Origin of the sequence: Halomonas sp. AOP22-C1-8, assembly GCF_052378905.1 — a bacterium.
Classification (GTDB): domain Bacteria; phylum Pseudomonadota; class Gammaproteobacteria; order Pseudomonadales; family Halomonadaceae; genus Vreelandella; species Vreelandella citrativorans.
Genome location: NZ_JBQSYD010000001.1, coordinates 172162 through 191800 on the forward strand (window position 1 = coordinate 172162; position 19639 = coordinate 191800).

At 55.0% G+C, this 19639-nt stretch carries 17 protein-coding genes; 8 read left to right on the top strand and 9 right to left on the bottom strand.

What is annotated here, in order from left to right; translation table 11 throughout:
- The first annotated feature begins 76 nt into the window (after nt 1-76).
- From ACT3TY_RS00845 to otnC, 5 genes are all read left to right on the top strand, one after another.
- Nucleotides 77-1042 carry a tripartite tricarboxylate transporter substrate binding protein gene (locus tag ACT3TY_RS00845; RefSeq protein WP_193053381.1) on the top strand — a complete coding sequence of 322 codons (966 nt, stop codon included), beginning with the start codon at nt 77-79 and terminating at the stop codon, nt 1040-1042.
- A 102-nt stretch (nt 1043-1144) separates the two neighbouring features.
- Complete coding sequence (locus ACT3TY_RS00850) at nt 1145-1633, top strand: tripartite tricarboxylate transporter TctB family protein (RefSeq protein ID WP_444621597.1); 489 nt, start codon at nt 1145-1147, stop codon at nt 1631-1633.
- A gap of 40 nt (nt 1634-1673) precedes the next feature.
- Nucleotides 1674-3161, top strand: a complete 1488-nt coding sequence (locus ACT3TY_RS00855; protein WP_193053379.1) for a tripartite tricarboxylate transporter permease — start codon at nt 1674-1676, stop codon at nt 3159-3161.
- 22 nt (nt 3162-3183) lie between these two features.
- Nucleotides 3184-4470, top strand: coding sequence for a 3-oxo-tetronate kinase (gene otnK / locus ACT3TY_RS00860; protein ID WP_444627110.1), 1287 nt, complete (start codon nt 3184-3186; stop codon nt 4468-4470).
- Nucleotides 4467-5114 (top strand): 3-oxo-tetronate 4-phosphate decarboxylase, encoded by a 648-nt coding sequence (otnC, locus tag ACT3TY_RS00865; RefSeq protein WP_444621599.1) that lies wholly within the window; start codon nt 4467-4469, stop codon nt 5112-5114. The genes otnK and otnC overlap by 4 nt, the downstream gene beginning before the upstream one ends.
- A gap of 3 nt (nt 5115-5117) precedes the next feature.
- Here the strand turns inward: otnC and ACT3TY_RS00870 are convergent, their stop codons facing one another.
- From ACT3TY_RS00870 to ACT3TY_RS00910, 9 genes are all read right to left on the bottom strand, one after another.
- Nucleotides 5118-6239 carry a Gfo/Idh/MocA family protein gene (locus ACT3TY_RS00870; protein ID WP_444627111.1) on the bottom strand — a complete coding sequence of 374 codons (1122 nt, stop codon included), beginning with the start codon at nt 6237-6239 and terminating at the stop codon, nt 5118-5120.
- Between the two features lie 80 nt (nt 6240-6319).
- On the bottom strand, nt 6320-7822 hold the full coding sequence (locus ACT3TY_RS00875; RefSeq protein WP_444627112.1) for a CoA-acylating methylmalonate-semialdehyde dehydrogenase: 1503 nt from the start codon (nt 7820-7822) through the stop codon (nt 6320-6322).
- Between the two features lie 35 nt (nt 7823-7857).
- Nucleotides 7858-8769: a myo-inosose-2 dehydratase gene (gene iolE, locus ACT3TY_RS00880; RefSeq protein WP_444627113.1), complete on the bottom strand. Its 912-nt coding sequence runs from the start codon at nt 8767-8769 to the stop codon at nt 7858-7860.
- A gap of 38 nt (nt 8770-8807) precedes the next feature.
- The gene (gene iolD / locus ACT3TY_RS00885; protein ID WP_087110886.1) at nt 8808-10655 is read right to left on the bottom strand and encodes a 3D-(3,5/4)-trihydroxycyclohexane-1,2-dione acylhydrolase (decyclizing); all 1848 of its coding nucleotides are present in this window, start codon (nt 10653-10655) and stop codon (nt 8808-8810) included.
- A gap of 1 nt (nt 10656) precedes the next feature.
- Nucleotides 10657-12615, bottom strand: coding sequence for a bifunctional 5-dehydro-2-deoxygluconokinase/5-dehydro-2-deoxyphosphogluconate aldolase (locus tag ACT3TY_RS00890; RefSeq protein WP_444627114.1), 1959 nt, complete (start codon nt 12613-12615; stop codon nt 10657-10659).
- A 117-nt stretch (nt 12616-12732) separates the two neighbouring features.
- Complete coding sequence (locus ACT3TY_RS00895; RefSeq protein ID WP_444627115.1) at nt 12733-13530, bottom strand: TIM barrel protein; 798 nt, start codon at nt 13528-13530, stop codon at nt 12733-12735.
- A gap of 9 nt (nt 13531-13539) precedes the next feature.
- A complete protein-coding gene (locus ACT3TY_RS00900) occupies nt 13540-14436 on the bottom strand; it encodes an ATP-binding cassette domain-containing protein (protein WP_444627116.1) in 897 nt (298 codons plus the stop codon).
- Between the two features lies 1 nt (nt 14437).
- The gene (locus tag ACT3TY_RS00905) at nt 14438-15568 is read right to left on the bottom strand and encodes an ABC transporter permease (RefSeq protein WP_444627117.1); all 1131 of its coding nucleotides are present in this window, start codon (nt 15566-15568) and stop codon (nt 14438-14440) included.
- Between the two features lie 52 nt (nt 15569-15620).
- A complete protein-coding gene (locus ACT3TY_RS00910; protein WP_444627118.1) occupies nt 15621-16565 on the bottom strand; it encodes a sugar ABC transporter substrate-binding protein in 945 nt (314 codons plus the stop codon).
- Between the two features lie 214 nt (nt 16566-16779).
- Between ACT3TY_RS00910 and ACT3TY_RS00915 the strand changes: the two genes are divergently transcribed.
- The 3 genes from ACT3TY_RS00915 (at nt 16780) to iolB (ending at nt 19607) form a co-directional block, all read left to right on the top strand.
- On the top strand, nt 16780-17634 hold the full coding sequence (locus ACT3TY_RS00915) for a MurR/RpiR family transcriptional regulator (RefSeq protein ID WP_087110876.1): 855 nt from the start codon (nt 16780-16782) through the stop codon (nt 17632-17634).
- A gap of 85 nt (nt 17635-17719) precedes the next feature.
- Entirely contained in the window at nt 17720-18715 is a 996-nt protein-coding gene (gene iolG / locus ACT3TY_RS00920; RefSeq protein WP_087110874.1) for an inositol 2-dehydrogenase, read from the top strand.
- Nucleotides 18716-18803: 88 nt separating this feature from the next.
- Nucleotides 18804-19607 carry a 5-deoxy-glucuronate isomerase gene (gene iolB / locus ACT3TY_RS00925; protein WP_444627119.1) on the top strand — a complete coding sequence of 268 codons (804 nt, stop codon included), beginning with the start codon at nt 18804-18806 and terminating at the stop codon, nt 19605-19607.
- Nucleotides 19608-19639 lie beyond the last annotated feature (32 nt).

Here is a 19639-nt window from a genome sequence, read left to right on the forward strand (position 1 = left end):
GTAGAGCGCCTTTAAGGTGCTCCACTTCGCATATTGATGGACCCTAAAAGCAACAATAATCACCTTGGAGAAAATTATGCTTATCAAACATAATGTTAAATACGCCACTTTAGGTCTTGCCATGCTCGGCGCGGCTACCAGCGCCAGCGCCAGCGATGCCGACAACTTCCCCAGCAAGCCAATCCAGTTCCTGGTAGCCGCAGGTGCTGGCGGTGGTACTGATAACTTTGCTCGGGTCGTTCGCCCGATGTTTGAAGAAGCCATTGGCGGCGCGAGTATTACAGTGGTTAACCTGCCAGCCGCGTCCGGCGCTTTAGCCCATCAGCGTGCCGCCACGAGCGAGGCTGATGGCCACACTCTAGACTTTGCGTCCACTACGCTTGTGACCTCACTTGCGGCGGGCCAAAACCCCGTGGGTCTGGACCAGTTAACGCCGGTTGCGCGTATGCAGTCTGACGTAATGGCGCTTTTTGTTAATCCTGAGCGTTTTCCTGATTTTGATTCTTTCATGAAATACGCTGAGGAAAACCCCGGTAAAGTCACCGTTGGGGGCACCCATACGGCAAGCCCAGATCATGTAGCTTTCCTGTCGCTGCGTGATGCGTCCGGGCTAGACATAAATTTTATCCCTTACGACAGCACCGGCAACGCCACTGCCAACGTGCTGGGCGGTAATATTGATGCGACCACCACCTCGCTAAGCCCGCTATTAAGCTACATCGAAGCCGGCCAGATGATGCCAATTTTGGTCTTCAGCGATGAACGCCTTGAAGACTACCCAGATGTGCCGACCACGGTTGAAAACGACTGGGACCTGACAGACGGTAACGATCGCGCCATATTTGTGCATGCTGATACGCCTGCGCCGATCATGAAGCGTCTGGAAAATGCCTTTAAAGACGTATATGACTCTGAGGAGTACCAAAGCTACGCAGAGCGCGTAAACCTTGATTACCGTGAAGGCTGGATGAGTAGCGACGAGTATCGTCAGCGGCTTGAGAGCAACTACGAGCTTTACTCGCGTTTGCTGCAAAACGACTAAACCAGTAGCTACTGGTTGGTGGAAGGGCATGTCCCCTCCTATATCCATCTGAAAGATCGGCCTCGCGGGGCCGTTCTTCCACTATCCCCATCAAGGTTTACCATGCACGCTAGGATCACTCTTTTTGCGCTTGGGGTCGTGTCACTCGCGATGGTGAGTCTTTATCCCACGCTGCAATTCCCAAGCTCTGCGCAGGTGTCCACGTTTATCGGCCCTCGCGTTTGGCCGCTGACCCTGCTGATCGTTCTGTTTGTGCTGGGAATTGTCCTGCTCGCCATTACGTGGCGTGACCGCAAACAGGCACTGGTCAGCGACCCCCAAGCTGATTCGCCCCCCCCAACTGAAACGGCACCAATCTCATCATGCTTCTCCCTTGGCCGCACCCGCCATTGGTGGTTTATAGCAGCGGCTATCACCTACACGCTATTGATACAAAGCATCGGCTTTTTAATCGCCAGCCTGATATTTACGTTTATCGGTACGCTGTTGCTGGGCGCCCGTTCGTGGACGAACATTGCCATTACGTTAGTTCTTGCCGCTGTACTGATGCAGGGCGTTTTCGTGTCGCTGCTTGGCATTCCCATGCCGTAAGGCTGATCCATAACAGACCCAACCTTCCAGGGAGTCGACCATGCTAGAACATTTTTTGGCCGGGTTAGCCGTGGTGATGCAGCCACTCAATCTACTGCTCTTAACCTCTGCCGTGTTTATCGGCTTTATCGGTGGTGCACTGCCCGGCGTTAGCGGCGTTATTCTAGTGGTTATCCTGCTGCCAGTTACTTATGGCATGGAGCCGACCACAGCCTTTATGGTGCTGACCGCCATCTATGGCGCAACGGTCTTTTCAGGTTTGATTACGGCCATTCTATACCGTGCCCCAGGCACGCCTGAAGCGGTAATGACGGCGTTTGATGGCTATCCCATGACTCAGCGTGGAGAGGCAGGCAAAGCCTTGGGCATCGGCGTTTTAAGCTCGGCTATCGGCGGGCTTGTGGGCACCGTCGCGCTTATTATATTCACGCCCATGCTAGCCAAGATGGCCTTGAAGTTTTCATCTCCTGAGTACTTTGCCTTGGCGGTACTCGGTTTAACAGTGGTGGCTTCACTAGGCGGTCGTCTCATATTTGGCTTGATTGGTGCGGCGCTAGGCCTATTCATTGCGACCATTGGTATTGACCCGCTCACCGGCACCAGCCGCTTTACCTTTGGCAATCTTAATCTGACCGAAGGCGTGGGCTTGATTCCGGTCATTGTGGGTCTGTTTGCCGTTTCAGAAGTCATGAAACGTACACTGGACCATGAAAGCCATCAGCCCTTGAAAAAGGTGAAGGTCAAGATTTTCGATCTTCCTATCCTGCGCCAGATCGGCATGACCCTGTCGCGTTCATCTATTATCGGGGTCGTCATCGGTATCCTGCCGGGTATCGGGGCCAGCACCGCGGCGATGGTGAGTTATAGCGAAACGGTCCGCTGGTCCAAGCATCCCGAGAAATTTGGCAAGGGTGCGCCGGAAGGTATTGCCGCCCCTGAGTCTGCCAATAACGCAGCGGCCATGGGTGCACTGGTACCGCTTTTTGCACTGGGTATTCCGGGTAGCGGCACTACGGCCGTTATTTTGGGCGCGTTTATCATGCACGGCCTGCAGCCTGGACCAATGTTTATGCTGACTAGCAGTGACTTGATCTATGCGGTGTTTGCCGGGCTATTTATCGTCAATTTCATGATTCTGCTTTTCTCAAAGCCGTTCATCGTGCTGTTTACCAAGCTGCTGAATGTACCTTATTCCGCACTCGGCCCCATTATTATCATGTGCTGCATCGTGGGTACCTATTCGGTGCGCAACTCCATGTTTGATGTATGGTTGATGATGGGCTTTGGCGTACTGGGCTATCTGCTTGAGAAGATCAACTTCCCTCTGGTATCCATCATTTTGGGACTGGTATTGGGCCCTATCGCAGAAAGCGAGCTGCGCCGTGCGCTATCCATGTCACAAGGCGACTTCAGCATCTTTATTGAGCGTCCTATTAGCGCCACGCTACTGAGTATTGCTTTCCTTTTGCTGGCCGTCACGCTGATTACGCCGCTGATCAAACGCGCACGTCGTAAGGCCACTACCTGAAGCCCGTATCCTGGAGAATGCTATGACCATCGTACTGGGCGCTATCGCCGACGATTTCACCGGCGCCACTGACCTTGCCAATAACCTGGTACGCGGCGGCATGCGCTGCGTTCAAGTGATTGGCGTGCCGACCACCTCGCCCGATTTAAGCAACGTGGATGCCGTGATAGTGGCGCTTAAATCGCGCTCCTGCCCGGTTGAAGAGGCCACTAGCGATTCACTGGCAGCACTTGACTGGTTACGTGAACAGGGTGCCCGGCAGATATTTTTTAAATACTGCTCGACCTTTGATTCAACCGATAAGGGCAACATCGGCCCAGTTGCCGATGCACTACTTGATCGACTCGGCGTCTCGCAAACCGTGATGGTCCCGGCATTTCCGATTAATGGCCGGACGGTATATCAAGGGCATCTGTTCGTTGGCGATCGCCTGCTTAACGATAGCGGCATGCAGCACCACCCGCTGACGCCCATGACCGATGCGGATCTTGTACGCGTGCTTTCGCGCCAGACTTCCCACTCCGTTGGCTTGGCCAGCCGCTCCACGCTAGCCAAAGGGGCCGAAGCCACTCGCCAACACTTTGACGCTCTGGCGGCTAAAAACGTACGCCACGTGATTTGTGATACCGTCGATGACAGCGATCTGGACGTCTTGGCGGAGGCAACGATAACGATGCCCTTGGTAACCGGCGGTTCGGGGCTAGGTCAAGCCCTGCCTGCCCAGTACCGCAAACAGGGTTGGCTTGCCGAGATAGCCGAGCCCGGGCGTCTTCAACCCGCCTCGGGTAACATGCTGGCACTGTCTGGCAGCTGCTCACGGGCAACGCTTTCCCAGGCTGCTGATTTCCTCGAACGCCATCCTGGCGCTGGTTTTGCGCTTGACCCGCAGGCTCTGGCGAAAGACGACAAACAATGGGAACAAGCCCTGGCCTTCGCATTCGAGCGTCTTGAACAAGATGCACCTGCCTTGATCTATGCCTCAGCTGATCCTGAAAAGGTCAAGGCTGCTCAGGTGGAACTGGGCGTCGATAAGGCCGGCCTTATCGTCGAAAAAGCGCTAAGCCAGCTTGCCGTTACTCTGGTCAATGAAGGCGTTGGCCGACTGGTAGTTGCCGGTGGCGAAACTTCAGGTGCGGTGGTGTCTGCCCTGGGCATTTCCGCGCTACGTATCGGCGAGCAGATCAATCCCGGCGTGCCCTGGACACAGGCGACACTTGCCAACCGCGAGGCCCCGCTTTCTCTGGCACTCAAGTCGGGCAACTTTGGCAGTGTGGATTTCTTCACACGCGCGTTTGAGGTATTGGCATGAGTACTCACGACCAGAACTGCCTGCGTGAACAGATCAGCACGCTGGGGAAATCGCTGTTCGATCGAGGCCTGACCATGGGCTCCAGTGGCAATATCAGCCTGCGCCTGGATGACGGCGGCTGGCTGATGACGCCTACCAACGCTTGCCTTGGGCGTCTGGACCCTGCACGCATCTCGCACCTGGATACCCAAGGCCAGCTAATCAGCGGTGATAAGCCCACCAAAGAGCAGTTTCTGCATATGGCGATGTACGATGAGCGCCCTCAGTCCGGCGCTATCGTGCACCTGCACTCCACGCATTCGGTGGCGGTTTCCTGCCTGCCGGGTATCAACCCTTGCGACTGCATTCCGCCGCTCACCGCCTATTACGCCATGCGCGTAGGCAAGCTTCCCCTAGTGCCTTACCACATCCCGGGCGACCAACAGCTGGGCGAAGCGGTACGCGGCCTGGCAGGCAAGCACAGCGCCGTGCTACTCGCCAACCACGGCCCGGTTGTCGCCGGTAAAAACCTTGAAGCGGCGGTGTATGCCGCCGAAGAGCTCGAAGAAACGGCCAAGCTGTTTCTGCTGTTGCGCGGCGAAAACCCGCGTGTGCTGACGCCTGAACAGGTTGCTGAATTGGAAGCCCGGTTTCCGAGAGATTAACAGTTATACTTCAATCCAACGCCCCGCCTGATGCGATGCTTCGATGGCATCGATCAAGCGGTTCACACGCACGGCCTCTCGAAAATCAGGGTAGAGCGGGCGGTCGTTGATAATACCTTCCACCAAATCGCGCACCTCGATAATTTTCTGATCGTTATAGCCTAAGCCATGGCCGGGTGCAGGGCTGAAGGCGGCATAGTCAGGGTGTTCAGGGCCGGTCAGCAGCGTGGTAAACCCGCGTCGACCGCTATTCGCTTCGTGGCGGTAGAGTTGCAGCTCACTCATACGTTCCTGATCAAAGACAATCGCTCCTTTGGTGCCCGTCAGCGTATAGGCAAGCCCCATCTTTCTGCCTGCCGCTACTCGTGAGGTTTCAATATTTCCAATCAAGCCATTGTTAAAGCGCAACATTGCTTGGGCCTGGTCATCGTTTTCAACCTTAGCCATACCTGTGCCATCCGCTGTGGGGCGCATGGCAATCACCGTTTGTAGCTGACCACACACCGAAGTGATGCGTTGACCGGTCAGGAACTCGGCCATATTGATAATATGCGAGCCTACATCGCCCAAGGCGCCAGCACCGGCGGTGGCTCGCTGGGTATGCCAATCGTGGGGCTTTTGAGGATCAAGTAGATAGTCCTCATTATGCCGCCCACGAAAATGGATCAACTCGCCAATTTCGCCGCTTGCCACAATATCGCGTGCCAGCTGTGTGGCTGAATTGCGAATGTAGTTAAATCCGACCAGTGTTTTGACGCCTGCCTGTTCGGCAGCCGTGGTCATCTCCTGCGCATCAGCCGTGCTGAGCGCCAACGGCTTTTCGGTGTAAACATGCTTACCCGCCGCAATGGCTGCCAACGCCATTTCTTTATGCAAAAAATTGGGTGCGCAAATATCCACGACATCGACGGCGCTATCCGTCACCAGTGCGCGCCAGTTATCAGTAGCACGAGCAAACCCCCAGGCATTTGCCCGGCTTTGCGCTACCTCAAGATTCACGTCCGCCAGCAGTTCACAAACTGGTCTTGCAGGCAGATCAAAGACACTGGGCGCTGCATTAAACGCTATGGCATGGGCTTTGCCCATAAAACCTGTTCCGATTAAACCAATAGTGAGCGTTTTCATTGTCATTATTCCTGTGAACCAGGCAGGCCATAAGCAAACGCCGAGCAGCGCTCGGCGTTAGTTTTACTCTTCGTTAGCCATTACATGGTGGGCATTGAAAAGTGGTTGGTCTCTTCACGAATACCGCTCGGCCAGCGTTGGGTAATCGTCTTCATACGTGTATTGAAGCGCACGCCATCGGGGCCATGCATATGTAAAGGACCAAACAGAGAACGCTTCCAGCCGCCAAAGCTATGGAATGCCATCGGCACAGGAATAGGAACATTGACGCCCACCATGCCGACCTGGATCTGCTCACAGAATTGACGTGCGGCGTCACCATCGCGGGTAAAAATCGCCGTACCATTGCCGTACTCATGCGTGTTGATCATCGCCACGGCATCGTCAAAACTTGCAGCACGGGCAATGGATAAAACGGGCCCAAAGATCTCCTCAGCATGAATGCGCATGGCTGGTGTTACATGGTCGAAAAGCGTTCCACCAATAAAATAGCCATTTCCCGCACCCTCAATATCGGTCTGGCGGCCATCAATCACTAACTCGGCCCCTTCATCAACGCCGACCTGGATATAGTCAGCGACCTTATCGCGATGCTCATGGGTGATCAGCGGGCCCATATCGTTGTCGGGGCCATCGACCAGGCCCGGCCCGACAGTCAAATTGGCCAGTTCAGCAATTAGTTTTTCTCTTAAACGATTCGCCGTGTCTTCACCCACCGGAACCGCAACGGAAATAGCCATGCAGCGCTCGCCAGCAGACCCATAGGCTGCTCCCATCAGCGCGCTCACCGCCTGATCAAGGTCCGCATCGGGCATAATCACCATATGGTTTTTAGCCCCACCCAACGCCTGAACGCGTTTGCCATGGGCCGATGCGGTCGCGTAAATGTACTCGGCAATCGGCGTAGAGCCGACAAAACTGACCGCCTGGACCCGTTCATCGGTGAGCAGCACATCAACGGACTCTTTATCGCCGTTGACGACGTTAAAGACGCCATCGGGCAGGCCCGCTTCTGTGAGTAGTTCCGCCAGGCGCAGCGGCGTTGAGGGGTCTTTTTCAGAGGGCTTCATGACAAAGGTATTGCCACAGGCCAACGCAATGGGGAACATCCACATGGGGACCATGGCGGGGAAGTTAAACGGCGAGATACCCGCACAGACGCCCAGCGGCTGCATCATCGAGTAGCTGTCCACCCCGGTGCCCACGTTCATGGAGTGCTCGCCCTTTTGTAAGTGAGGGATACCACAAGCAAACTCGACAACTTCCAGGCCGCGAGTCACTTCACCTTTGGCATCGGACAACACCTTGCCGTGCTCACTGGAAATCAATCGCGCTAGTTCGTCGATGTGCTCTTCTACCAATGCCTTAAACTTGAAGAGAATGCGAGCACGCTTAAGCGGCGGTGTTTTTGACCATTCCGTGAAGGCTTCATCAGCGATGCGCACGGCTTCACGCGTTTCATCGGCGGTCGCCAACAAGACCTGGGCACTCTGCTCTCCGGTCGCTGGGTTATACACCGGTGCATAGCGTTCGCTGCTACCAGATGTAAGCTGGCCGTTAAGATAATGGGATAACGTCTTCATGCAAGCTCCTGTTTAACGGATAGTCCTGGCACTGACTAATGAGTGGCATTGGCAACATCGAAGCCTGCCTGCTCGGCAAGATCGTGCAAATTACGGTAGCCCAAGCGGGCATACGTCAATGGGTGAGCAACTTCGGGGTCTTGCTCTGCCTCCACAACAAGCCAGCCCTGATAGCCCTGTTCACACAGGTGCGTTAACGCCGGTAAAAAATCCACATCGCCATCACCAGGCACGGTAAAAAGACCATCCAGCACGCCATTTAAAAAGCTTTTATCGCGGTTACGCACAGCCTCAAGTACAGCGAAGCGTAGGTCCTTGCAGTGCACATGATGAATACGTGTGCTGTAACGCTGGGCGATAATTAATGGGTCGCCCCCTGCGCCACGCAAATGTCCAAAGTCAAGCAGTAAACCCACACCATCCCCGGTGCTATCCATCAAACGCTCAACGTCTGCCTGGCTTTCAATCACCGTGCCTAAATGGTGGTGATACACCAGCTGGATGCCTTGTGACTTAAGGTAATCTCCAACGATATCCAGACCGCTGCATAAACGCTGCCAATCGTTTTCAGAAAGATGTGGGCGCTGAGAAAGAGGGCGCTGTTGGTCACCGTGCACGCACCGAGATACTTCACAGAACACCATAACGCTGGCCCCACACTGCTTGAGCAGGTTCAAATGGTCCTGAACGGCCGCAATCTCTTCCTCAGGGCTCCTTTCCAACAGATGGGCGGAGTACCAGCCGGATACCAGAGCCAGTTCATGATCCTTTAACACCTTACCCAAGGCATCCGGTGTTCGCGGGAACTTGTTGCCTAGTTCGAACCCTGTAAAGCCCGCTTCGCGACCTTCCTGCAAACAGGTTTCCAATGGTGTCGAAGTACCCAAACTGGGTAAGTCATCGTTGGTCCAAGTGAGTGGATTGATCCCCAGCGTAACGGTTGGCATAGCATGTATCCTTATCGTTATTGGATGATTAAACAGGCTCAGCGCGCTTGATGCTGCTTGGCATCGCGGTAGCCTTGATAAGCGGATGTGACCCGCTCTCGGGAAGAGACCTCGGGCACGGCCACTTCCCACCAGGCGCCGCCTTCCTCGGTGCTGGGGATCGGGTCCGTGTCCAGGGTAATCACATAGGTAGTAGCCGCTTGACGGGCGCGCACTAGCGCTTGCTCCAGCTCGGCAATCCCCGTAACCGATTCAGCCTGACAACCCAGTGCTTTCGCATGGGCCGCAAAATCGGTTTTGGGTGCGCCCACCTCGACACTGCGGCAATCCTTAAGCAAGTTATTGAACCCTTCTCCTCCCGTTGCGTGCTGAAGCCTGTTAATGCATCCATAGCCGCGATTATCCAATACAACGACGATCAACTTATGACCCAACATTACCGAGGTGGCGAGCTCTGAGTTATGCATCAGGTAACTACCGTCACCAACCATGACGACCACTTCGCGCTCAGGCTTGGCCATTTTGACGCCCAAGCCGCCGGCAATCTCATACCCCATGCACGAGAAGCCGTACTCCACGTGATAGCTTCCAGGGCCCGAACACTGCCATAGCTTATGCAGTTCCCCCGGCAACCCGCCAGCCGCACACACCACGGTTACGTCGTCCCCTGCCTGGCGGTTAACAGCGCCGATTACCTGAGCATCGGTGGGTAATGGAAGGCCTTTATCTGCCGTCACCCGTTTAACCACGTCAGCCCATTCACGCTTTAGCGCTACTGCCTTCTCTCGCCAGCTATCCGATGCACGCCATTCACCCAGCTCACCGTCAAGCTGCTGTAAGCCAACGCGCGCATCGCTGATAAACGGTATCGCGTGATGTTTGAGGCTATCAAAACGACCAACGTTAAGGGCGATAAGCGTTTTTTCACGACGTTCAAACAGCGCCCGGGATCCAGTCGTAAAATCCTGCAAGCGAGTTCCAATTGCTAAAATAACATCCGCCTGTTCAGCCAAACGGTTGGCGGCGGCGCTACCGGTGACACCAATCGCTCCTACGGCGAGCGGATGGCTATCCGCTAACGCGCCTTTCCCCGCCTGTGACTCGGCGACAGGGATACCGTGCGCTTGTGCAAAGTTCGCCAGCATTTCGCAGGCATCGGCGTAATGCACCCCGCCCCCAGCAATGATTAGCGGCCGCTTTGCCTGCTTAAGTGCGGCAGCAGCTTGCTGTAACTCGTCAAGCGCAGGTGGCGAGCGGCGAATGCGGTGTACTTTGGGAGTAAAAAAAGCGTCTGGATAATCGTAGGCAAATGTTTGCACATCCTGCGGCAGGGCAAGCGTTGCCGGGCCACAGTGTTCAGGGTCAAGTAGTGTGGCAATTGCCTGAGGCAGGCTAGTGAGCAGCTGCTCAGGGCGGCTGATGCGATCAAAATAGCGTGACACGGGACGAAAACAGTCGTTAACACTAATCGTCGGGTCACCAAAATGCTCGACCTGCTGAAGCACCGGGTCAGGAGCACGCGTGGCAAACGTGTCGCCCGGTAATAACAAAACAGGAAGGCGATTGGCATGAGCAAGTGCTGCCGCCGTCACCATATTGGTCGCGCCTGGCCCAATGGAACTGGTCGCGGCCATCAGGCGTTTTCGCCCGTTCGCTTTGGCAAAGGCAATCGCCGCATGAGCCATGGTTTGCTCGTTATGGGCACGATACGTCGGCAGCGTTTCCTTGACGTGATAAAGCGCTTCGCCCAAACCGGCTACATTGCCATGGCCAAAAATCGCAAATACACCTTCAAACAACGGCACATCGATGCCATTTATATCAATACGCTGAGCTGCCAGATATTTGACTAACGCCTGGGCCATGGTGAGTCGGATCGTTCTCATCTCATGCCTCCTCCGTATAGGGCAGCGTTTGCGGCTGGCTATTTCGTAACTGCCGCCACGCGTGAATCAATTCGGCATAATTGCTGGCCACCTCCTGGACCAAACTGACGTTATCAAGGCGGCCTGCCAACCATTCGCGACTTGCATGCGCAAACAGCGTGCGTCCTACCGTAAAGCCCTTGCAGCAAGGGTGCCTGGCCGCTTCCATAAAACCCTGCTTCATTTCCGCCATAGGCGCGTCCAACCCCAGCAGGACAACACCACGACAGTAAGCGTCTTCACGGTTAATAATTTCGCCAACGGCTTTCCATGCAGCGCCAGACATCATGGGTAGCTTCCACCAGTCGGGGCGAATCCCTAGGTTGTAAAGCCGTTGCAGGCTACGCGGCAGCGTTGTGTCATCACAGGTCATATCGGCCGGCGGGATGACCTCAATCAACAGCTCCAGACCTTGTGAACAGGCTGATTGATAAAGCTGGCGAAGGCGTTCTTCCTGTTCCAAGCGCAGGGGTAAGGCATCGTCCGGGTGGTAGAAAACGAGGCACTTGATAATCTGCTCGCGGGGCCAATGGCGCAGGCATGAGCCCAAGTCATCGCCATGCTGAAAACGTAGCGGGCGTGAGCCGGGTAGCTCAACGGGGCGGCCAATCCACCAGCCCTGTCCACTTGCCTGATTGAGGGCATCCTGGCCAAGTACATCGTCGACCAGAATCGCTGGCGTGGCGAGGCCACCGCGTTTTGCGCCCTCCTCGGCGGCCGTTACCAGGAGTTTTTTAAGCTTGGGTAATTGGGTGACCTCCGCTTGCTCATCACGCGCCATATCAGTGAGCTGGCGACGATGATCAAAGGCCAAACCAAGCACTTCAGGCCATTGAGCAGGCACACGCGTTGTTACACGGTGCAGGTGATTTAAACGTTTATCTACATCCGGCCGAGGTACATCATCACGGCGTGCCAGATAATCAAACAGTTCATCCTCGGTTGGCATAGCGGGCGCGCACCCATGGCGAGACACCACCAGCGCACCGCACGCGTTGGCGTACTGAGCACTGGTTTGCCAAGACTCATCACGCAGCCAGCCACGCAGCAGGCCGCTCATAAAGGCATCGCCCGCGCCCAGTACGTTGAGCACCTCTACCTGTACCCCTTCGATCAAAATGCCGTCTTCAATACGTGGAGGAATATCCCCTTCAAATACCACGCAACCTAATGGGCCCAGTTTGCACACCAACGTGGCCGCACTTACCTGGCGTACGTTGCGTAAGGCTTCCAGGGTATCCGTACTGCCGCCCGCAATGTGAAACTCCTCTTCCGTGCCGACAATCAGATCAAAATCAACCAGCCATTGCTGCAGGTCCGTGGTCACTTTGTCATCAGCAATAAAACGGGTTTCACCATCGCCGGGGTGGGTCAGCCCCCACAGTACGGGGCGATAGTCGATATCCAGCACACGCTTAACATTCGCGCGGGCCGCTGCGTCCAGTGCCTTTCGGCATGCTTTTCGGGTGGTTTCGGTTGAAAGGTGAGTACCGGTAATCGCAAGCGCCTTGGCCCTCGCAATAAAGTCAGGATCAATGGCTGCAGCATCAATAGCCATATCTGCACAATCGCGCCGGTAAAACAGCAGCGGAAAGCTTTCACGGTCTTTCAAGGCCAGCAGTACCAAGCCCGTATGGCGCTCAGGATCGGTTTGTAGCGCGGAAGTATCCACTCCTGCTCGCGAAAGCTCTTCACGCACAAAGTGGCCCATTTGCTCGTTGCCCACCCGTGAAAGCATGGCCGACTTCAGCCCCAAGCGGGCAGTCCCGTAGGCGACATTGCCGGAACTCCCGCCCAGGTACTTGGCAAAACTCGCCACATCCTCCAAGCGGCTACCAATTTGCTCGGCATAAAGATCAACGGCCACACGTCCCAAACAAATCAGATCAAGTGGCTGTTGTTGTCCATTATTATTCAGCATAAACGTCTCCCCACGTCACTCGTGGTGGTACTGAGTATCAAGTACTAGGTCCCGGGTTTATAGAAGTGCTTTGGGCAGTTGCCGATAGACACTTATCCAGAAGGCATACAGTGGCGTTTAAAGTGAAAAGACCGTTCGGAATCTTTCAAGCGCAAGTTCATCATCACCCGATGCCCAGCCCTCTAGCCCCACCGTGCCGCGGTAGCCTATGTCGTTCAGCGCGCTGGCTATGGCTGCGTAGTTAATCTCGCCAGTTCCCGGTTCACAGCGCCCCGGCACATCGGCTACCTGCACTTCTCCAATGTAGGGAGCACAGCGATGAATCAGCTCAATAAGGTTACCTTCGCCAATTTGGGCGTGATAAACGTCCAACATGATGCGCAGGCTGGGGCGATCAACACTTTCTACAAGCGCCAGCACGTCCGCCAAACGGGCAAACGGCACGCCGGGATGGTCAACGTCGGTATTGAGATTTTCCAGCACAAAAGTGACACCGTGCTGTTCACCTAAATCCGCCAGTCGGTTCAAGGTTTCCCGCGCTTTGAGCCACATGGCTCCGGTCAACTGGTAGCAAGGTGTTACGGGAAGGCCTTCAGCATTCAATCCAGTGCCGTGCAGGTTAAGGCGTGGAATACCAAGTCGCTTGGCTATCTCGACCGACGCAGCCGCCGTGTGCAGTAGCTCATCCGCGCCAGCATCATCTGCCAGAGTGCCAGAGACGTAACCGGTCATGGATGAGAACACTGCGCCACTATTGGCCAGCGCTTCAATGTCATGCCGAGTCCAGTCCCAAATTTCCACGTTGAAACCTAGCTCGTCGATGCGCTTAACGCGCTCAATCATTGGCTGATCGCAGAAGACCATTTCAGCGCAAACGGCCAGCGTAAATGGCGACGATGAAGTGGATATGCTCATCATGGCTCCTTAGTAGCCGCCTGCCACATGTTCCTTGACGGGGTCATCAGCACTTCTTCCACCGACTAGGGAACCGGGCTGGCTAGCGGCATCGCCATTGGCTTTCTTTTCGCGGTCACAGCGTTGAAACTCAGCGAGCTCAGCATCCAGGCTCTCAAGTTCAGCCCCACCGGCCATCATATTGAGCACTTCTTCGCGGGTAACGTCTTCTTTACGATAGGATCCCAAGCTGCCGCCACGTGATAACAAGGTAAACGCATCGGCTACGGGGTAAGCGTGATGGACGTTATGAGTGATAAAGATAACCGCCAGCCCATCCGCACGTGCCTTAGCGATATAACGCAAGACCACCGAGGCCTGTTTGACACCAAGCGCTGATGTGGGCTCATCCAGAATCAGCACTTTGGCCCCAAAATAAACCGCTCGAGCAATGGCGACACATTGGCGCTCGCCACCGGAAAGGGTACCGACAGGCTGGCTGGGGTCACGTACATCAATACCGATCTTTGACATCTCTTCTTTGGCGATCCGGTCGGCGTATTTCCAGTTAATGCGCTTTAACGGTCCCCAGCCTACGGTGGGCTCACGCCCCATAAAAAAGTTACGGGTAATCGACATCAGTGGCACCATCGCCAGATCCTGGAAAACCGTCGCAATACCGGCATCCAGCGCATAAGCAGGTGATTTAAAATGCACCGGCTCGCCCCCCAGCAGCATTTCACCCTGGGTAGGTTGATGAACACCGGAAAGCGTTTTGATCAGCGTGGATTTTCCGGCACCGTTGTCTCCGAGCAGGCACATTACCTCACCGGAATACACCTGCATGGAAATGTCACTTAAGGCGATGACACTGCCAAAGTGCTTACTGACACTGCGCATTTCGATCATTGGAGTACGTGTTGTCATATTACTTGGCCTCCATTGCTTTCTTGCGCATGTAATTGTTGAACAGCACAGCCACTAGCAGCATGACGCCAAGGAAAACCTGGAACCAGTCGGTGTTAACACCGGTGTAAAAGATGCCCATCTGCACCATGCCGAAGATCAGTGCACCCAGCGCCGCGCCAATGGCAGAGCCGTAGCCACCGGTCAGCAAAGCCCCACCAATCACCACGGCAATAATGGCCTCAAGCTCCTTCAACATGCCGCGAATAGTGTCCGCTGAGCCGGTATCCATCACCTGGATGCAGGCAAAAATAGTGGCGGAGAAGGCGGTAAACATGAACAGCGAGATTTTAACCCGGTGCACCGGCACGCCCGAGTTACGTGCCGCGTTAGCGTCACCGCCGCTGGCGAAGATCCAGTTACCGTAAGGAGTACACAACAGCACCCAGGTTGCCAAGGCAGTTAAGCCCAGCCACCAGACGATTGAGACGGGAATTCCCGAGACCACGGGGTTGCCCGCAAAGTTGGTCGCTATCCAACCATTAGTGGCCATCCAACTGAAGAGTCCGGTCGCGACTTCACCCGAAAAGAGCGCTGCAAACCAGTCGCCGGGGATATGTTCATGCACCCCGCCCACTTGGGTCCGCCCGGTGAGTAAACGGCTGACACCGATCGCCAGGCCACGCAAAATAAACAGGAACCCCAGCGTTACAATGAAGGAAGGCAGCCCAGTGCGATTAACCAGGTTGCCGTTAATCCAACCGACCAGGCCCGCACAGCTAAACGCCAACAAGATAGCGGCCCACAGCGGCCAGCCATACTCCACTGCGGGGATAGCGATCAGAATGCCCGCCAACCCAATCATTGAGCCAATCGACAAGTCAAATTCGCCGCCAATCATTAGTAGCGCCGCAGCGGTGGCGATAATGCCGAGCTGAGCGGCTACTTCAAGAAAATTAATGATCCCCGCAGGCGTAAACATGCCGGTGCCGCTAGAGGCAACGATAAAGAAAGAGAGAACCAAAACAGCTCCCGCCAAGGCTCCCAGTTCCGGCCGGTTTAGCGCTTTCTTCCAAAATGAGACTCTCTGGATACGTTCGTCCTGGGGAACATCCGCTGTCGTAGCAGGCTGTTTGACTTCATTGGAATTCATGGCGATCGACTCCCAAGGCTCGGCACCGTCGAGCCTTTTGAATAGGTAATATTCAGCGAATACCCTGACTGCTCAGCTCAACGACCTGTGCGGCGTTTTCCTGGGTTACAAAACCGGGGCCGGTAGCTACGTCACCTGCCGGTAGCAGGCCGTTCTTAACGAACTGATCAAGGAACATGACGGGCAAGTAACCCTGCATGTATTGCTGTTGGTCGATCGCAAAATCCAGCTCGCCCGCTTCAAGGGCTTCCAGGATGCCGGGAGAAAGGTCAAAGGTGCCAAGCGTGAACATATCGGTTGCCCCTTGATCACGCATGGCGCGGATCATCGGTTCGGCGGAAAGCGGTCCAAGCGTTAGTACACCGCGAACATCTTCGTTCTGATTCAGGTAAGCGATGATGGCATTGCGAATACTGGTAGGGTCATACGTTGTCGCGAGCTGCTCGGCATTACCGTTAAAACCGTCAACAAAACCATCACAGCGCTGATCAAGTCCCTGGTTGCCCTGCTCATGGTTGATGCAGACGCCTTTTTCAACACCCATTTCCTGCATGCGCTCAGCCGCTTGCTTACCCGCCTCGTATTCACTTTGTCCTACATGAAGCCGGGCGCCATAATTGCGCGCCACGTCGCCACCCGAGTTGATCGTAATCACAGGGATGCCGTTATCAACCGCGCTTTGGACAACGCCGCCCAAGGCATTTTCGTCGGTGAAAGACAGAATCAAGCCATCTGGGTCAGAGGCTATCGCCGCTTGCACGAGTTGCTGCATCTGGGCCATATCAAACGTAGAAGGTGCTCGGTATTCAAGCGTTGCACCCACCGTTTCAGCCGCCGCTTCCGCGCCATTTTTTACAATGGACCAGAAGGGATCAGACGGGACACCGTGCGTTACCATGACAAAGCGACTGCTTTCTGCATACGCGGCAGAACTCATCAAACCAGCAGCGGCGGCAGCCGATAGCCATCGCGCTACACCACAAGATAGACGTGCCATAATTAATTCCTCTTAGCATTATCATTGTTGGTTGGGAAGTGGCATTAAATGCCTTGGCGCTATGAAATATAGATTCTGAAAACAAAAAGTAGCAAATTATTTATTCTAAACTTTGGTAGTGATGGAATATTTATTTCAATCAACTAGACTGCATTTTAGCTCGCCACTGGGCATAGTTGACCGGTGGCCTACGATTAAACGCTGAGGAACGTTCATGCAGCAGCCACCACAAAGTTATCGTGAGCTGGAAGTGCTACTCACTGCCGAGTATGGATCGCTAAGCAAACGACTCCAGCAAACTGCACGCTTCATGCTTGATCATCCTCAAGAGGTGGCGCTAGCCACTGTGGCTAAAATTGCCGAACAGGCGGACGTCACGCCCTCTACGCTGATTCGCCTGGCCAACAGTTTAGGTTTTAAGGGCTTTTCCGAAATGCAGCAGCTGTTTCGTAGCCGCTTAGTGAATGAACTACCCAATTACACTGAACGTATTCGTGCAGTGCGTAGCGCGACGGGAGAAACGCCGAATAGCACACAGTTGCTATGGGAATTTTCGGATGCCAATCGCGACGTCCTGGAGCAGCTACCGAGCCGTATTGACCCTGCAAGCCTCGAAGAAGCACTGGATATCTTTGAAAAAGCACATGCGATTCACGTTATGGGTGCCAGGCGTAGCTTTGTGGTTGCAAGCTATATGACCTATGCCTTGGCCCATGTGGATAAACCCGCCTTACTGGTGGGTGGCTTGGGAGGCATGTACCGGGAGCAGCTGCGTGCCATGAGCCAGCACGACGCCCTGCTAACGATTAGCTTTGCGCCCTATGCTGAGGAGGCCCAGCAAGCGTGCGAATATGCCAAGCAGCGTAACCTGCCCATTATCGTGATTACCGACTCAAGCTTAAGCCCACTCGCCCGTTTGGCGGACGTTGTCTTTGTGGTGCAGGAGGCAGAAGTGAAGAGTTTTCGCGGTTTGACCGCCTCACTATGTTTGACCCAAGCCTTGGCGATTTCTTTGGGTGTACGCCAGGACAAGGCACGCGAAAAGAGCGCTACAGCAGCACCGATATAGATATAAAAGACATAGACATAGAAAAAGACACGTCATACCCAGCAATCCAACACACCTGAATGCCAAGAATAAAACAGGAGGGATTATGAAACTCGCACTCATCGGCGCTGGGCGCATCGGTAAGGTGCATGCCCAAGCTATCGACTTACACCCCGACATTACCCTCGCCGCAGTGGCCGATTTCCATCCGCCCGCTGCCGAAGCGCTGGCCACGCAGTACGGTAGCCTCGCCGTTGATGTCGATGCAATTTTTGCAGACGCTACCATTGATGCCGTTTTGATCGCCTCAAGCACCCCAACGCACGCGGAGTACCTGGAGCGGGCGGCACGCTCAGGTAAAGCGATTCTCTGCGAGAAGCCCATCGCGCTTGACCTGGCGCGCACTCGGGACGCGCTACAAGTGCTTAGTGAACATCCGGTTACCTGCGCGCTCGGCTTTAACCGCCGTCACGACCCTCAATTTGCAGCGCTTAAAGAAGCGATTGCTCAGGGGCGTATTGGCGCGTTGGAAACCTTGACGATCATCAGCCGTGACCCTTCACCGCCACCTGCTGAGTACGTGGGTGACTCGGGCGGGCTATTTCGCGACATGATGATTCATGATCTGGATATGGCGCGCTGGCTCCTTGATGAGCCGATCGAAAGCATCTTTGCTGTAGGCAGCTGCTTGATCGACCCCGCCATTGGCGAAGCAGGCGATATCGACACTGCCATGGTCACGCTCACCACTGCGAGCGGAAAGCTCTGCCAAATCAGCAACTCCCGACGCGCCTGCTATGGTTATGATCAGCGTATTGAGGCCTTTGGAAGCGAAGGCATGCTGCAGGCGCAAAACGAGAGCGACACACGGCTGCGCTTTACAGGCGCTTCTGGCCAAGTGGAAGAAAAGCCTAAGTGGTTTTTCCTGGAGCGCTATGCGCTAGCCTACCGGTTAGAGATCGGTGATTTTGTGGATGCTTGGAAAGAGCAGCGCGCACCGCTAGCAGGTGCTCAGGACGGCTTGGAAGCCCTGCGTTTAGCTGATGCGGCGGAGCGTTCACTGCGAGAGGGGCGCAAAATACTGCTGGAGGCAGCAGTTTAAACATCCGCTCAATTTTTTCTTGCTCACCTCTTACCTACTCAAAACGTCTAGCAGCGCTCAAAGCGCTAGCTTTTAGAAGGAGCGATATATGGCTTCACTACTGGTACGTCCCACCGCCCCTGATGAGCAGGGCACTATCATCAACGTGACTCCCGCCTCAGCGGGCTGGGAACACGTTGGCTTTCGGGTCCACACGCTTGCCAAGGGTGCACGAATTGAAGCCAGCACGGGTGACCAGGAGGTCTGCCTGGTACTGCTAACCGGACGTGCCAATGTCGTCAGCGGCGAGCACTACTTTGAAGATATCGGCGAGCGGATGGATATCTTTGAACAGATTCCACCCTACGCCGTTTATTTGCCCAATGGCGCAAGCTATCAGGTAGAAGCCACTACCGACCTGGAGCTTGCGGTATGTGCTGCCCCCGGGCTGGGCAACCATGCACCGCACTTGATCGCTCCGGATAACATTAAAAAAAGCACCCGTGGGCAGGGCAGTAACGTTCGTCATGTGCATGATATTCTGCCGGAAAACGAACCCGCCGATAGCCTACTGGTGGTGGAGGTGTTTACGCCTGAGGGTAACTGGTCGAGCTATCCGCCACACAAACACGATGTAGATAACTTGCCTCACGAGTCATTATTGGAAGAGACTTACTATCACCGCATCAATCCCTCCCAGGGCTTTGCCTTTCAGCGTGTGTATACCGACGACCGCTCGCTTGATGAAACCATGGCCGTGGAAAACGGCTGCTGTGTGCTGGTACCCAAAGGCTATCATCCAGTGGGCGCACCTCATGGCTACTCGCTCTACTATTTGAACGTGATGGCAGGGCCTAAACGCGCCTGGCAATTTCACAATGACCCCGACCATGAGTGGTTGATTAACCGCTAAATCGGCCTGCTCTGTGCCTGGCAACGTTCACC

What these genes read in the sequence shown, in the direction of transcription:
- ACT3TY_RS00845 (WP_193053381.1), top strand. Translation starts at nt 77, where the DNA reads ATGCTTATCAAACATAATGTTAAATACGCCACTTTAGGTCTTGCCATG.
- ACT3TY_RS00850 (WP_444621597.1), top strand. Translation starts at nt 1,145, where the DNA reads ATGCACGCTAGGATCACTCTTTTTGCGCTTGGGGTCGTGTCACTCGCG.
- ACT3TY_RS00855 (WP_193053379.1), top strand. Translation starts at nt 1,674, where the DNA reads ATGCTAGAACATTTTTTGGCCGGGTTAGCCGTGGTGATGCAGCCACTC.
- otnK (WP_444627110.1), top strand. Translation starts at nt 3,184, where the DNA reads ATGACCATCGTACTGGGCGCTATCGCCGACGATTTCACCGGCGCCACT.
- otnC (WP_444621599.1), top strand. Translation starts at nt 4,467, where the DNA reads ATGAGTACTCACGACCAGAACTGCCTGCGTGAACAGATCAGCACGCTG.
- ACT3TY_RS00870 (WP_444627111.1), bottom strand. Translation starts at nt 6,239, where the DNA reads ATGAAAACGCTCACTATTGGTTTAATCGGAACAGGTTTTATGGGCAAA.
- ACT3TY_RS00875 (WP_444627112.1), bottom strand. Translation starts at nt 7,822, where the DNA reads ATGAAGACGTTATCCCATTATCTTAACGGCCAGCTTACATCTGGTAGC.
- iolE (WP_444627113.1), bottom strand. Translation starts at nt 8,769, where the DNA reads ATGCCAACCGTTACGCTGGGGATCAATCCACTCACTTGGACCAACGAT.
- iolD (WP_087110886.1), bottom strand. Translation starts at nt 10,655, where the DNA reads ATGAGAACGATCCGACTCACCATGGCCCAGGCGTTAGTCAAATATCTG.
- ACT3TY_RS00890 (WP_444627114.1), bottom strand. Translation starts at nt 12,615, where the DNA reads ATGCTGAATAATAATGGACAACAACAGCCACTTGATCTGATTTGTTTG.
- ACT3TY_RS00895 (WP_444627115.1), bottom strand. Translation starts at nt 13,530, where the DNA reads ATGAGCATATCCACTTCATCGTCGCCATTTACGCTGGCCGTTTGCGCT.
- ACT3TY_RS00900 (WP_444627116.1), bottom strand. Translation starts at nt 14,436, where the DNA reads ATGACAACACGTACTCCAATGATCGAAATGCGCAGTGTCAGTAAGCAC.
- ACT3TY_RS00905 (WP_444627117.1), bottom strand. Translation starts at nt 15,568, where the DNA reads ATGAATTCCAATGAAGTCAAACAGCCTGCTACGACAGCGGATGTTCCC.
- ACT3TY_RS00910 (WP_444627118.1), bottom strand. Translation starts at nt 16,565, where the DNA reads ATGGCACGTCTATCTTGTGGTGTAGCGCGATGGCTATCGGCTGCCGCC.
- ACT3TY_RS00915 (WP_087110876.1), top strand. Translation starts at nt 16,780, where the DNA reads ATGCAGCAGCCACCACAAAGTTATCGTGAGCTGGAAGTGCTACTCACT.
- iolG (WP_087110874.1), top strand. Translation starts at nt 17,720, where the DNA reads ATGAAACTCGCACTCATCGGCGCTGGGCGCATCGGTAAGGTGCATGCC.
- iolB (WP_444627119.1), top strand. Translation starts at nt 18,804, where the DNA reads ATGGCTTCACTACTGGTACGTCCCACCGCCCCTGATGAGCAGGGCACT.